10 protein-coding genes are annotated in these 13,872 nt (G+C 65.9%); 3 read left to right on the top strand and 7 right to left on the bottom strand.

Features of this window, described 5'->3' with window-relative positions; translation table 11 throughout:
- Positions 1-42: 42 nt before the first annotated feature.
- From ACCQ07_RS13955 to rraA, 3 genes are all read right to left on the bottom strand, one after another.
- Positions 43-1,308 carry a cation:proton antiporter gene (locus ACCQ07_RS13955; protein WP_008573493.1) on the bottom strand — a complete coding sequence of 422 codons (1,266 nt, stop codon included), beginning with the start codon at positions 1,306-1,308 and terminating at the stop codon, positions 43-45.
- Between the two features lie 145 nt (positions 1,309-1,453).
- On the bottom strand, positions 1,454-3,049 hold the full coding sequence (locus ACCQ07_RS13960; RefSeq protein WP_485130056.1) for a serine hydrolase: 1,596 nt from the start codon (positions 3,047-3,049) through the stop codon (positions 1,454-1,456).
- Between the two features lie 22 nt (positions 3,050-3,071).
- Positions 3,072-3,572, bottom strand: coding sequence for a ribonuclease E activity regulator RraA (gene rraA / locus ACCQ07_RS13965; protein WP_071118636.1), 501 nt, complete (start codon positions 3,570-3,572; stop codon positions 3,072-3,074).
- 532 nt (positions 3,573-4,104) lie between these two features.
- On the opposite strand from rraA, the gene ACCQ07_RS13970 reads away from it, so the two are divergent.
- Both ACCQ07_RS13970 and ACCQ07_RS13975 read left to right on the top strand, forming a co-directional pair.
- A complete protein-coding gene (locus ACCQ07_RS13970) occupies positions 4,105-4,947 on the top strand; it encodes a DUF72 domain-containing protein (RefSeq protein WP_008573497.1) in 843 nt (280 codons plus the stop codon).
- A gap of 376 nt (positions 4,948-5,323) precedes the next feature.
- Positions 5,324-6,271, top strand: a complete 948-nt coding sequence (locus tag ACCQ07_RS13975) for a DMT family transporter (protein ID WP_003487571.1) — start codon at positions 5,324-5,326, stop codon at positions 6,269-6,271.
- Positions 6,272-6,435: 164 nt separating this feature from the next.
- On the opposite strand, the gene ACCQ07_RS13980 is transcribed toward ACCQ07_RS13975, so the two are convergent.
- From ACCQ07_RS13980 to ACCQ07_RS13995, 4 genes are all read right to left on the bottom strand, one after another.
- Positions 6,436-7,563, bottom strand: coding sequence for a GGDEF domain-containing protein (locus ACCQ07_RS13980; RefSeq protein ID WP_033478757.1), 1,128 nt, complete (start codon positions 7,561-7,563; stop codon positions 6,436-6,438).
- Between the two features lie 197 nt (positions 7,564-7,760).
- A complete protein-coding gene (locus ACCQ07_RS13985; protein WP_014090599.1) occupies positions 7,761-8,483 on the bottom strand; it encodes a pseudouridine synthase in 723 nt (240 codons plus the stop codon).
- A 140-nt stretch (positions 8,484-8,623) separates the two neighbouring features.
- Positions 8,624-11,029: a putative bifunctional diguanylate cyclase/phosphodiesterase gene (locus tag ACCQ07_RS13990; protein WP_029819818.1), complete on the bottom strand. Its 2,406-nt coding sequence runs from the start codon at positions 11,027-11,029 to the stop codon at positions 8,624-8,626.
- A 261-nt stretch (positions 11,030-11,290) separates the two neighbouring features.
- Entirely contained in the window at positions 11,291-13,189 is a 1,899-nt protein-coding gene (locus tag ACCQ07_RS13995) for a DEAD/DEAH box helicase (RefSeq protein WP_046931892.1), read from the bottom strand.
- A 148-nt stretch (positions 13,190-13,337) separates the two neighbouring features.
- On the opposite strand from ACCQ07_RS13995, the gene ACCQ07_RS14000 reads away from it, so the two are divergent.
- Positions 13,338-13,856: a sigma-70 family RNA polymerase sigma factor gene (locus ACCQ07_RS14000; RefSeq protein ID WP_008576880.1), complete on the top strand. Its 519-nt coding sequence runs from the start codon at positions 13,338-13,340 to the stop codon at positions 13,854-13,856.
- Positions 13,857-13,872: the final 16 nt, after the last annotated feature.

The raw sequence follows: 13,872 nt of genomic DNA on the forward strand, positions 1-13,872 counted from the left end.
CCGCCAGTGCACTGCCCGCACCTGCGGGCAGTCGCGCGCCGATCACCGCGACTGCAGGCTCGGCACCGCGTCGCTCACATTGGCGTGGCGGCGCATGATCCAGTTGAACAACGGCGTGGCCATCAGCGTGGACAGGATCGCCATCAGCACCAGCACCGAGAACAGGCCCTGTTCGATCACACCCGCCTGCAAGCCGATATTGATGATGATCAGCTCCATCAGCCCGCGTGCATTCATCAGCGAACCGATCGCCATCGCGTCGCGGTTGTTCTCGCCGGTCGCTCGCGCCGCGGCCCAGCAGGCCACGCCCTTGCCGATGAACGACGCGGCCAGGATCGCCACGCCCGCCAGCATGATCTGCGGCTGCAGCAATACGCTGAGCTGGGTTTTCAAGCCCGAATAGGTGAAGAACATCGGCAGCAGCAACACCACGACGAACGGCTGCATCATCTCGCGCAGCTTCTCGGTCAGTGCGCCCCTGGGCAGGCAGACACCGAGCAGGAAACCGCCGAACACCGCGTGGATGCCGATCGCATCCATGGCCCAGGCGCTGATGCAGAACAGGATCAGCACCACCGCCAGGACACTGTTGCTCAGCGGCTGGCCGGGCACCACATGATCGGCCAGCCGCTTGAGCAGATGCCGGCCGACGAAAATCATGAAGACCGCATAGCCGATGCCGCCGCCGATGGCCAGGTAGGCACTGCCCCAACTGCCGCCGAAACTGGCCAGCACCACGGCCAAAATGCACCACGCTGCGGCATCGTCGAACGCGCCAGCGGTCAGCGCCAAGGTGCCCAAGGGGCTATTGGTCAGACCGCGTTCGTGGATGATGCGCGCCAGCATCGGGAAGGCGGTGATCGCAATGGCCGCGCCCAGGAACAGCGACGCTTCGGCCAGCTTGGCCTTTTCCGAAAACAGGCCCTGCACGTTGATCAACCATGGGCACATGGCAAATGCCAGCAGGAACGGCACCGCGATGCCCGCCATCGACACGCTCATGGCACTGCGATAGCGCGCGCGAAAGTGGTCGCCGCGGAAATCGGTTCCGACCAGGAACATGTACAGGCCCACGCCGAACTGCGCGAACACATACAGCACGTCCATGGTCTGCTTGGGGAACAGGGCCGCCTGCGCGCCCGGCGCCAGCAAGCCGAACAACGAGGGCCCCAGCATCACGCCGGCAATCATTTCGCCCACCACCTGCGGTTGCCCGAGGCGCTTGGCCAGCATGCCGACCAGCCGGCACACCAACAAAATCGCGGCAGCCTGCAAAAAGAAATACACCGACATCTGCGGAGTGGTCATGCGTGCGGCGACATCCCTGAAAAGTGCGCAGATCGTAACTGGACCTGCCGCACTTCGGTAGCGTGCGGCGGCCGATGGCGATCTGAGCCACCTGCGCGCTTGGGCCCGCCAGGCGCAGCGCGCAGGTCATCCGCGCGTGCCTGCATCATTTGCCCACAGCGGTCTGCGTCGGCACCGGCGTCAGCACCAGGTCCTGGAAATCGAAGCTGAAATCGGTCAGCGGCGAAATCGGCTCCATACGCATCTCGCGCACCGTGCCGTCCGGGGTCAGCGCAAAATTGACGAAGGCATCGGCATTCAAGGAGCGGTCGTCCCAGCGCACGATGAAGCTGTCGTGCTGCCAATGCTCCAGCGTGCCCACCAACTGGGCGGTCCTGGCGAACTGCAGGCGCAGCCGCTTGCCGTCCTGGACGATCACCACATCGCCATACCAGGGGTCGCGATAGGTGGCCGCGTAACTGCGCAGCGGCAACGACGGCGTGGACCGCGCCGCGCGCGCGTCCTGGTGCTTCTTCCAACTTGCGTCTGCCTCGCTGTCGGCCTTCTCCACCAGCTTGGCGTAAGCGGCGGTCCAATCGGTGGACGGCACCTGCAAGAAGGCATCCAGCACCTGGAAGGTCACGGCGTTGAACGCAGCGCCCACCTCCTGATTGGTCAACACCACCACGCCCAGCTTCTGATCCGGCAGCAGCGTCAGGCGCGACACCATGCCGGGCCAGCCGCCGGTGTGCCAGACCAGGCGATGGCCGCGGTAATCGCTCAGGCTCCAGCCCTCACCGTAGCCGGCGAAGTTCGGCCGCGCCGCGGCAAGCTCGGACACTTGCACCTCGCCGATCGGGATCGGCGTGATCATCGACCACATTTCCTGCTGGCGCTTGGCGCTGAACAGGGGTTTGCCATCGGGCAGGATGCCGCCGGCCAGTTGCACGTTCATCCACAGCGCCATGTCGTGCACGCTGGAATAGATGCCGCCGGCACCGGAGTTGTTGGACCAGGTCAGCGGCGCCACCGTGCGCAGCTCGGTGAAGTCGTACTTGGCATGCCCGACTGCCGCGTGATCGCCGGGCTGCAGATGGTCGGCGTTGAAGCGCGTGCCGCGCATGCCCACCGGGTCGAAGATACGTTGCTGCAGAAATGCCGCATAACTCTGCCCGGAGACCTGCTCGATCACCTTCTGGGCGACTGCGTACAGGATGTTGTCGTACGCATAGCGGTCGCGAAAACCGCCCTTCAGCGGCACCTTGGCCAGGCGCTGCACGACCTCTTCGGTGGTGTAGCTGGTGCTGGGCCAGAACAATAAATCGCCTGCACCCAGGCTCAGGCCGCTGCGGTGCGCCAGCAGATCGCGGATGCGCATTTGCCCGCTCACATACGGATCGGACATGCGGAACCACGGCAGATGGTCGATGACCTTGTCATCGAGCGAGAGCTTGCCTTCATCGGCCAGGATCGACAGCGACGCGGCAGTGAACGCCTTGGTATTGGAGGCAATCGCAAACAACGTGTCGGCCTGCACGGGCGCAGGCTTGCCGGTCTCGCGCACGCCGTAGCCGCGCTCCAGCACCACCTGGCCGTCCTTGACGATGGCCACCGCAATACCGGGCACGTCGAACTGTTTGCGCACGCGTTCCATCTGCGCATCGAACTGCTGCATGCCGGCGGGAAGTTCGGCCGCGTGCGTTGTCGTCACCAAGCTTGCCACCATCAGCACGCCCCCACTCAGCCATCGGTTCAAGGTCACTGCATCACCTTCAGGTTGTTGGTCAGATCGATCCGCCGGCGCCATCCAGCGCCAACGGTTGCGGCGCCACCAGCACGCCATTGGCATCGGCGTACAGCCAGTGGCCCGGAACGAAGGGCACGCCGGCAAAATTCACCGGCACATCCACATCGCCCAGATCGCGTCGCTCGGTGCGGCGCGGGCAAGCCGCCAGCGCCAGCACCCCCAGCGGCAACGTGGCAAGAATCTCGACATCGCGCACGCAGCCGTGGATCAGCACGCCGGCCCAGCCGTTCGCCACCGCATTGGCCGCGATCTGGTCGCCCAGCAGCGCATGCTTGAGCGAGCCCTGCCCGTCCACCACCAGCACGCGGCCGTCGCCCGGCATGGCGGCCAGCTCGCGCACCCGCGAGTTGTCTTCGAAACAGCGCACCGTGACCATGGGCCCGGCGAATGCCGTGCGCCCGCCGAAGTGGCGGAACAGCGGTTCGGCGATCGTCACGTCGGGGTAGCGGTCACACAGATCAGGCGTGGTCCAGGTCATCGGGGCGATCTCGCGCGGCAGAGCTGGCATGGTAGCCGGCTGTGGCCGCGCGCGGGCGATGGGTGACGGATGACCGATACCCGATGACCGACACCCGATAACGCGCCATGCAGGCACGCACGCTCAGCGAAGGTGCGCGCACGCGGACAACGCTGCGTTCGCCGCGTCGTGATGGTCGCTACAAGGCAGTCGCCATGCGGCGCTTGCCGCGTATGGTCTCCGTCGAGGCGCGCAACGCAGAAGGCGTGGGTTTCCGGCAGCTACGCCGTCTGCGGCTTGCGCAGCCCATCTCCAGCAGCGTGCAACGCCGGCGCGGCAGACCAGCGCAGGCGTAACCCAACGTTGGCACGACCGCCAGCCTGCCATGCAACGTTGCGTCGTGCGGGCTCAACCATTGCACTGCCCCGCGGCGCCCATTGGCAACGCATTTTCTCATCGCGCCACCTGCGCCACGGCTATGATCGGCCGGCACGCGTCGCACCCATCGACGCATCCGCAATGACGCACGACCTCGCCAGCGAGTCTCCATGCAATGACCGATCTGTTCGCTTCCGCCCCGCCCGCCCTCGAAGGTATCCACATCGGCATTGGTGGCTGGGTGTATGCGCCGTGGCGCGCAGGCATGTTCTACCCGGAAGGCCTGGTTCAGCGCCGCGAGCTGGAATACGCAAGCCGCCACGTCACCGCCATCGAAATCAACGGAACCTATTACGGCACGCAGAAGCCGGCCACTTACGCGAAGTGGCGCGATGAAGTGCCGCCCGGCTTCGTGTTCTCGGCCAAGGCGCCGCGCCGCATTACCCAGTCGCGCAAGCTGGCTGGCACCAGGGCGCAGGTGGAAGATTTCATCGGCGGCATTGTCGAGCTAGGCGATACGCTTGGGCCGCTGGTGTGGCAATTCGAACAAGGGCACCGGTTGCAGGCCGACGATCTGGACGCGTTTTTGTCGTTGCTGCCCAAGCGTGCAGGTCCGCGTGCGCTGCGCCATGTGCTGGAGATCCGCGACCACGATGCGGTAGATGCCTCGCTGCTCGCATTGGTCCGCGGCCATGGCGTGGCCACGGTGTTCACCGATTCGGATGAGCACCCCTCGTTCGCCGATCTCTCCACGGATTTCGTCTATGCGCGTCTGATGCGCAGCCAGGCGCGCCTGCATGCAGGGTATCCGGCGCCGGCACTGGCGCGTTGGGCAGAGCGCATCCAGGCCTGGCGCCGCGGCGAAGACCCGGCCGATCTGCCGCACGTGGACGCTTCGGCAGCGCCGGCACGGCAGCCGCGCGAGGTCTTCGTGTTTTTCATCAGTGCGGCGAAGGAACGCAACCCGGCAGCGGCGATGGCGTTGTTGAAAGAAGTGTCGGCGCGTCAGGGCAGCTAGCAACACGACAGCGCCGCCGCTTCGGATCGGCAGGTTCCATGCGTACGTTCGATTCTGCGTGCGGCGTCGGCAGCCCATCTGACGACGGCTTGCCGTTTTATCAGCCGCCCTTGGTCCGCACATGAGGGCAATCCGCGATGGTTGACGCGGCCGTCTCTTGCGCACAGCGCTGAGCGCTGAGGTGCCACGATCGATCGCGGCGTGGGCTGGTGCATCGCTCCTCGGCCATCCTGCCGTGATCCAGGTCGGCCGATGGCTGGCGGGTCGCACGATTGCTGCGCGACAGCCTGGCCAGCCATCCCTCCACCCCGCCGCTGCACGCCGGCGCCGCGTCCCTTGCAGCGCAACATCACGCAGTTTTCGGCGACAATGGCGCATGCCCACGACCGACCTGCGCAAGGCGCAACTGCAAATCCACTTCTGCGTCCTGCTTTGGGGCATCACCGCGATCCTGGGCAAGCTGATCACGCTGCAGGCACTGCCGCTGGTGTGGTGGCGCATGTTGATCGTGGTGGTGGCACTGGCCTTGTGGCCACGCGTGTGGCGTGGGTTGCGTGGCTTGTCCGGGCGTGTGGTGCTGGGCTATTGCGGCATCGGCGCGCTGGTTGCCTTGCACTGGCTTACCTTCTACGGCGCGATCAAGCTGGCCAATGCATCGGTGGCGGCGACCTGTATCGCACTGGCGCCGGTTTTCACCGCGGTCATCGAGCCATTGGTCACGCATCGCCCGTTCCGTCCGCGCGAGCTGCTGTTCGGGCTGGCCGTGTTGCCCGGCGTGGCGCTGGTCGTCGGCGGGGTGCCGGACGGCATGCGGGCCGGCGTGGTGGTGGGCGCGATTTCGGCGGTGTTCGTCGGGCTATTCGGCTCGCTCAACAAGCGCATGGTGGCGCATGCCGACCCGCTCACCGTCACCGCGCTGGAACTGGGCGCCGGCACGCTGACCCTGACCCTGCTTGCACCGGCGATGCCGCTGCTGCTGCCGGCCTTGCATGGCGATCTGCTGGTGGTGCCCAGCCTGCACGATGGCGTGTTGCTGCTGGCGTTATCGCTGGCCTGCACCTTGCTGCCATTTGCGCTGGCGCTGGTCGCCTTGCGGCATCTGAGCGCCTATTCGGTGCAATTGGTGACCAATCTCGAACCGGTGTACGCCATCGTGCTGGCGATCGCGCTGCTGGGCGAACAACGCGAACTGACCCTGCAGTTCTATCTCGGCGTGGCGATCATTCTCGGCGCGGTGTTCCTGCATCCGGTTCTGGAGCGTCGGCGCACGGTGGCGCACCCGGAATTGCTCGGCACAGCCGAGGCGAAAAATATCGTCGACTGATTGCACAGCGCTGCAAGATCGCGCTTGTCCACTGCGACCGCCGCGTTGAAGCACGCCGGCGTTCACGCTGCATCGCGCGGCGTCCGCGCCGCCCGGCATACGGCAATCGACGTCCCATGCGCTGGCCAGGCGATCTGCATCGGCAGATGCGCAACCACGCGCCCCTACTCCAGTGCGACCACCTGATCGCGCCCACCGCGCTTGGCCGCATACAGGGCCTGGTCGGCACGCTTGATCACCGCCTCCACGCTTTCCTGCGGGTACAAGGTCGCCACACCGATACTCACCGTCACCGGCAGCGCGATCGTCATCGCCGCCACGCTCTGGCGCAGGTATTCGCATTGCACGCGTGCCTGCAGCAGATCCGTATTGGGGAGCAGCAATACGAATTCCTCACCGCCATACCGGGCGATGGTGCCGGCACCGGCCATATGCGCACGCAACAATGCGGACAATTCGCGCAGCACTGCATCGCCCTGATCGTGCCCATGCACATCGTTGACGGTCTTGAAGTGGTCCACGTCCAGCAGCGCGACCGACAGCGGCTGGCCCACCGCACGCGTCTGTTCGGTGGCCGCCGCCAATGCCACCGCGAACGCGCGCCGGTTGGGCAGGCCGGTCAACGGATCGGTGCGGGTCTGTTCGACCAGGTCGGCGTTCAACGCATCCATCTGCGCGTAATAGCCAGCCATCTGCTGTTCGTACCACTCGCGCTCGTGCAACTGCTGGCGCAACTGCCTGCCGGCCAGCCGCAACTCAAGCAGCTGCGAGGCCTGCCGCGACAATGCCTGCAAGGCCTCGCGCTGGTCTTCGCGCAGATGCGCCGGGGTCTGGTCGAACACGCACAGCGAGCCCAGCGCCAGGCCCTGGCTGGTCACCAGCGGCGCGCCGGCATAGAAGCGCACCCCGCCGCTACCGACCACCATCGGGTTATCGTGGAAGCGTGGGTCCAGCAAGGTGTCGTCCACCATCAGCACTTCGTCCGGGCTCAGGATCGCGTGCGCGCAGAACGAGATATCGCGTGGTGCTTCGCTGCGTGGCGCACCGTGCGCAGACTTGAACCACTGCCGGTCTTCGTCCACCAGCACCACCGCCGCCATCTGCGTCTCGCACAGCGTGGAGGCAATCATGGTCAGGTCGTCGAATGCACGTTCGGCTGGCGTATCCAGCACGTCGTACTGGCGCAGCGCGGCCAGCCGCTCGGCCTCGTTGCTCGGCAATTCCGGTTTGATCACTGCCGCCCCCTGGCTGTTATCTGTGAAAGTATGCCGGAGCCCGGCAAGTGCCACCATCGGGCGCACCCTACGCTGCAGCGCCGCCCTGGACGGCATCGGATATTTCGAAGCGCGATCCATACAGCGGGCGCAAGCACCCGGCACGGCGTTGCACGTTTGGTGCGGCAGCACGGCACTACAGCGCGCGCATGTGCCGTGTCCGAAACGCCGGCTGCGCTGGCCTGACTGCGATGCAGCCGGCCCGGCACAGGCGCTTACCAGTCGGTGCGTTGCGGCAGCAGCCCGCGCAATTCCGCATCGCTGAGGTTGCGCCACTGCCCTGGCTTGAGCGCAGCCAGCTTGATGTTGTCGATGCGCACCCGGCGCAGTTGCGTCACCCGGTAGCCGAACTCGGCAGCCATCAGGCGAATCTGCCGATTCAGGCCCTGCTCCAGCACGATGCGGAAGCCGAATTTGGCAATGCGTGCGGTGCGGCACGGCAATGTGGTTTCGTTGTGGATGCGCACCCCGCGTGCCATGCCGCGCAGGAATTCATCGGTGACCGGTTTGTTGACCGCGACCAGATATTCCTTCTGGTGGCGATTTTCCGCGCGCAGGATCTCGTTGACGATGTTGCCGTTGCTGGTCATCAGGATCAGCCCTTCGGAGTCCTTGTCGAGCCGGCCGATCGGGAAGATGCGCTGCTCGTGACCGACGAATTCGACGATATTGCCCTTGACCGAACTCTCGGTGGTGCAGGTGATGCCCACCGGTTTGTTGAGCGCGATGTAGACGTGCTTGCGACCACCGAGCTTCTTGGCCTCGCGTATGCGTAGCGGCTGGCCATCCACCAGCACGGTATCTTCCGCGCCGACCACCGCGCCGGTGCCGGCGGGTACGCCATTGACGGTGACCCTTCGTTCGCCGATCAGGCGATCGGCCTCGCGGCGTGAGCAGAAGCCGGTTTCGGCGATGTATTTATTGAGTCGGATCGTCATTTGCCAATTATCGGCGATTTGGAGCAGGCCGTGCGCCATGCCGGCTGACCGCGCCAGCAATCGGCAGCAGGCAGTCGCCAGCCGCGTTGTACACGCAGCACCGGCCTGACGCTGCCCGACATCGCCCGGGTCAAGCGCGCTTACCCGGAGACGGCCACCAGCTGCGGCGTGTGCAACAGTTCTTCCAGCGGGCATGGACGATGCAGGCTGAAACCCTGCACCTGGCCCACGCCGGCCTCGCGCAGCCCGGGGATGTCGGCCTCCGATTCCACGCCTTCGGCGACCACCTCGATGCCCAGCGCCAGCCCGACCTGGGCGATCGAATGCACCGCCGCGCGATCCACCGCATCGTGCGCATAGTTGCGGACGAAGCCGCAATCGATCTTCAACACGTCCACGGTGAATTGCTTGAGATAGCCGAACGAGGCCAGGCCGCTGCCGAAATCGTCCAGCGCCACGTGACACCCGCGTGCGCGCACGCTCTGCACGAAACGCTGCGCGTGTTCCAGATCGCCGATGACCGCGGTCTCGGTGATCTCCATGCACAGCTTCGGCACCAGTGCCGGGTAGCGCTCGAACAGGGCGCAGACGACGTCGAGAAAATCCGGCTGCGCGATCGATTGTGCAGACAGATTGACGTGGCACAGGTCCAGCATCGCCACATGCATCGGATTGGCCGCCAACTGCGCGCACAGCGCTTCCAGCACATAGGTATCGACCATGCGCCCCAGGCCGTAACGCTCCACTGCCGGCAAGAATTCACCCGGGCTCAGCACCCGCCCGTCGCTGGCGCGCATGCGCACCAGCACCTCGTACTGCAGGCGTCCCGGGTCGTTCAGCACCTGGATTTTCTGCGCGTACAGCAGCAAACGCTCTTCGGCGATCGCCTGTTGCACCGCACTGATCCAGCCACCATCGTGGCGGCGCTGCGCCAGTGCCAGATCGTTCTCGTTGAAGCAGCGAACGCGGTTGCGCCCTTCTTCCTTGGCCGCATGACAAGCCAGATCGGCGGCGGTCATCAAGGTAGTGAGGTCGCTGACGCCGTGGCGAATCTCCACCACGCCAAAACTGCAACTGGGCGTCAGCGGTCGCCCCCCTTGATGGCTCCACGGTTGACCGAGCACGCCGTGCATGCGTTCCAGCACGGCCTGCGCCTGCGCCAGGTCGGTATTGGCCAGCAGGATGGCGAACTCATCGCCGCCCAGACGCCCCAGCCAATCGCCAGAGCGCAGCTGCATGGTGATCACGTCGGCGAAGTGGCACAGGAACTTGTCGCCGACCGCATGCCCGAAGGTGTCGTTGACCAGCTTGAAATGATCCAGGTCGACAAAGCACAGCGCGTGGCACATCTGCGGCGATTGCGGCAGCTCGATCAGGCGCAGCAGCCGGCGTTCGATTTCATGCCGGTTGATCAGCCCGGTCATCGCGTCGTGGCGCGCATGGAAGGCCACTTCGTCGGCCAGCTCGTGCGCGTGCGAGACATCTTCGATCACCGCCAGCACCAGGGTCGGCTCTTCCGGCCCCGGCTCGACCAACGACGCGCTCCAGCGGCCCCACATCACCCCGCCGTCGGCACGCACGAAGCGCAATTCGCCGGACTGCAGCAGCTTGGGCCAATCGAGCATGCCGCGGCTGTCCAGCTTGATGTCTTCCGGATGCATCACCTCGGCCAGGGTGCAGGCCTGCAACTCTTCGGGCCGGTAGAGCAGCACGTTGGCCATCGACGCGTTGGCATCCAGCACGTTGCCGCGCAGATCGAACTTGACCATGCCTAGCGCCGCCTGCTGAAACGCAGTACGGAAGCGGCCTTCATGCGACAGCAGATAATCGCGAATGCGCCGCATCGCCAGTACGCAGGTGATCAACACCAGCAGCAAGGTGGCCAGGCTGCAGACCACCATCACATCGTGCAGCAGCCGCGCGCAGCGGGTCAGGTAGGCCAGAAATTCGGACGCGTCGTGACGCATGCGGCCGTCCAGCAGATGCAGTTCATCGCGCAGTGCCTGCAGCGCACGCGGGTCGGGCCGGTTGGCGGCCTGCACCGAAGCGGCGCGGTCGGCCAGATCGCTCAGTTGCAGGATGCCGGCGTCGGTGCGCTTCCACAGTGCGATGGCGTCGCCGAGATACGGAAATTGGTGCCCGTAGCGATACAGCCGCACCATTTGCGGCATGTCTTCATGGGCATTACGCCCAGCGGTCAGACCGGCGTAGACCGCGTCCCAATCGATCACCGGCTGTTCGATCGCCACGCGTGCGGCGCGGTCGCCCAGCGGCACTTCCAGCGCGCGGCAGGCGGCCTGCAGATCGGCCGTATCCCCGCTGCCCAGGTAGCGCTCCATCCAGTACACCGATTCCTGCTGGGCGTTGGACCAATGGCTTTGGCCGACGATCCAGGCGGTCGCGCCGGACTGCACTTCGATCACCAGCGCCGACACCACCGTCATGCAGACGGCGATGCCGATCAACAGCGCAAGAGGAAGCGTCAGCCAGCCACGCACCAGGTGCATGGTCTGCCCACCGCCCTTGCCGCGTACTGCTTGCGCCATCGCCGTCCGTCCTTCGCCGCCCCAATGCGATTCAGGCGCCCACTGGGCGCCTGAAGGCAGTAACGGCCGCAACGGCCGAGTCTGTATGGCTATGCCCGCTTGGCGTGATGCGACAGGGGTTAGCGACGCTGACTAGATCAGCCTGATCGCCGCCGCCTCGAGGCGCCGTAACGCCTTACCTGCTCGCTATGCCCTTGGATGCATAGCGATACTGGGCAACCCGACCGTCTGCAGGATCCCTGCAAGCAGGGCCGGGCAGCCTTACTCGCCGCGCGGCTTCGGCGGACCCTTGCGGTGCGGCGCGCCGGCGCGGTCCATCGGACGGCCCGGGCCGTTCGGGCGACCGGACGGCTTGCCGCCACGCGGGAAGCGCGGCTTGGACGCCGCTGCGGCCGCTTCGCCGTCTTCCAGCTTGCGCATGTTGAGCTGCTGGCCAGACACCCAGACCTTCTTGAGGTGCTGCAGCAGTTCGCGCGGCATGTCGGCCGGCAGATCCAGAATCGAGTAATCGTCCTGGATGTCGATACGACCGATATAGCGGCTTTCCAGCCCAGCTTCGTTGGCGATCGCGCCGACGATATTGGCCGGCTTCACGCCGTGGCTGTGGCCCACTTCGATGCGGTAGCTCTCCATGCCGAACTCCGGCTCGCCACGTGGGGCCGGCTCGCGGCGTGGACGCTCGCCGGCATCGTCACCGCGCGGCGGGCGTGCAGCGCGCTCGCCGTCGGCACGCGGGCCACGTTCGAACTTCGGCTCGAAGCGGGGGCGATCGCCGCGGTCGGCACGCTCATGACGTTCGCGCGGCGCAGTGTCCTCGCGCGCACCGCGCACCGGCGGGGTCAGCAGGAACGGGGCATCGCCCTGCAGCAGCTTGGCCAGCGCGGCGGCGATATCGATCGCCGGCACGTTGTTTTCGGCTTCGTAGCGCTGCAGCAGGTCGCGGTACATGTCGATCTGGCCACCGGCCAGGGTCTCGGTGATGCGGCTCATGAAACGCGCGACGCGGGTGTCGTTGACCGCGTCCACGCTCGGCAGCTGCATCTCTTCGATCGGCTGACGGGTGGCGCGTTCGATGGAGCGCAGCATGCCCTTCTCGCGCGGCGTCACGAATAGGATCGCGTCGCCGTTACGCCCGGCACGGCCGGTGCGACCGATGCGGTGCACGTAGCTTTCGGTGTCGTAGGGAATGTCGTAGTTCAACACGTGGCTGATGCGCTCCACGTCCAGACCGCGTGCGGCCACGTCGGTGGCCACCAGGATGTCCAGCTTGCCGTCCTTGAGCTGGGCGATGGTCTTCTCGCGTGCGGCCTGCTGCATGTCGCCGTTGATGGCCGCTGCCGCCATGCCGCGCGCCTGCAGCTTCTGCGCCAGCTCTTCGGTGGCCGCCTTGGTGCGCGCGAAGATGATCATGCCGTCGAACGGCTCGACCTCGAGAATGCGGGTCAACGCGTCCAGCTTGTGCAGCCCGCTCACCCACCAGTAGCGCTGGCGGATGTTGGCCGAGGTGGTGGTCTTGGCCGCGATGGTGACTTCGGCCGGGTCCTTCAGATAGGTCTGCGCGATACGGCGGATGGCCGGCGGCATGGTGGCCGAGAACAAGGCCACCTGGCGCTGCTCCGGCAACTTCTTCAGCACCGCTTCGACGTCGTCGATGAAGCCCATGCGCAGCATTTCGTCGGCTTCGTCCAGCACCAGCGTCTTGAGCTGCGACAGATCCAGGGTGCCGCGGTCCAGGTGATCGATCACCCGGCCCGGGGTACCGACCACCACATGCACGCCGCGCTTGAGCGCGCTCAGCTGCTGGGCATACGGCTGGCCGCCGTAGACCGGCAGCACGCGGAAGCCGGGAATGGCTTCGGCATATTTCTGGAACGCCTCGGCGACCTGGATGGCCAGTTCGCGGGTCGGGGCCAGCACCAATGCCTGCGGCTTGACCTGGTGGAGATCGGCGTTGGACAGCACCGGCAGCGCGAACGCGGCGGTCTTGCCGGTGCCGGTCTGGGCCTGGCCGAGCACATCGCGACCGGCCAGCAACGCGGGGATGGTGGCAGCCTGGATCGGCGACGGCGACTCGTAGCCGACATTGGCAACGGCCTTCATCACAGCGTCCGAGAGGCCGAGATCTGCAAACAGCAGCGGCGCGGAAGATTCTTGGGTCATGGGTAACTCCGGAGGCGCCGCACGGAGCCGGCAGGCGCAAAGCAGCATAGTGTGCCTCTTCAGCCCCCTTGCTGTCGAAATTTTCGTGACAGTCCATTCAGGTTGTGAGGAATTGCGCTGCTGCGCGAATCATCCCCCGTGTCGTCCCTTGACCTGCCCGACCGGAGCCACGCCCCTGGACACAGACCTGCACACCCGCTTCAGCGCCCTGCTGCAGCAGCATCGCGGCATCGTGCTGAAGGTGGCGGCCAGCTATTGCCGCGGACGCGACGACCGCGACGAACTGGCGCAGGAAATCGCCACGCAACTGTGGCGGGCATTTCCCGGCTACGACCCGGGTCGGCGCTTTTCCACCTGGATGTACCGCATCGCCCTGAACGTGGCGATCAGCGATCTGCGCGGCCGCCGCGCGGCCGGCGAGCCGATCGCGCTGGATGCGGTGATGGAGCGCATCGCCGATCCACAGGCGCACGACCCTGTACGCGCGCAACAGGTAGCCGCGCTGTATGCCTTCATCGCACAGCAACCGCCGCTGGAACGCGCGCTGCTGTTGCTCTATCTGGACGAGCACAGCTATCGCGAAATCGGCGAAGTGCTCGGCATCAGCGAAACCAATGTCGCCACCAAACTCAGCCGACTGAAAACGCGCATTCGCGCCGAGCTGTGAACCCCACCGATCCGCA

The organism is Xanthomonas sp. NCPPB 3583, from assembly GCF_041475715.2.
GTDB lineage: Bacteria > Pseudomonadota > Gammaproteobacteria > Xanthomonadales > Xanthomonadaceae > Xanthomonas > Xanthomonas euvesicatoria.